Origin of the sequence: Ligilactobacillus agilis DSM 20509 (assembly GCF_001436215.1) — a bacterium.
In the GTDB taxonomy this organism is placed as follows: domain Bacteria; phylum Bacillota; class Bacilli; order Lactobacillales; family Lactobacillaceae; genus Ligilactobacillus; species Ligilactobacillus agilis.
In genome coordinates, this window is record NZ_AYYP01000014.1 from 1 (window position 1) to 537 (window position 537).

General features: G+C 38.4%; 1 protein-coding gene. It reads right to left on the reverse strand.

Annotated features, from left to right (window positions below; genetic code table 11):
* Positions 1 to 45: 45 nt before the first annotated feature.
* A partial coding sequence (locus tag FC14_RS02115; RefSeq protein ID WP_156655720.1) for a DDE-type integrase/transposase/recombinase occupies positions 46 to 537 on the reverse strand: 492 nt, incomplete at its 5' end.

Here is a 537-nt window from a genome sequence, read left to right on the forward strand (position 1 = left end):
GGCACTATGTCCTGTCAAGTATACAGTTTAAATATATAAAATAGACTATGCGGTCTGATTGCGGAATTTTTCCGCAGTCAGACCGTTTTTTGATGCATAAGCTCTCTTTGTATTGAAATATTTTACACCTTCGTCAATCAGTCTCTTTAATTCTTCAAATGATTGTGGCTGCGGGTGTCGTTCCAGCCAAAGTAGTTTAAAATCATTCCACCATCTCTCCATAGGGGAATTTTCCCATGGATGTCCAGGATGAGACATGCTATGGACGCAGTTCATCTTTTCTAAATAGTGATTAAAGGCAAGTGAACAGTATGCAGCACCTCGATCTGTATGAACCATAGGTCTTACTCCTGGCTCTTTAGAGAACGCTTTCTTAAATGTATCAATTACTGCCGATGTAGTTTCCGTTTTTGAAAGGTTATAGCTAATCACGTAACGTCCGTATAAATCTAATACCGCATGTAATCGTACTTTTTGTGCTTTGTTATCTTCAAAATATACAACTTCAGTTGTATCGGTCGCCCATACTTCATTCTT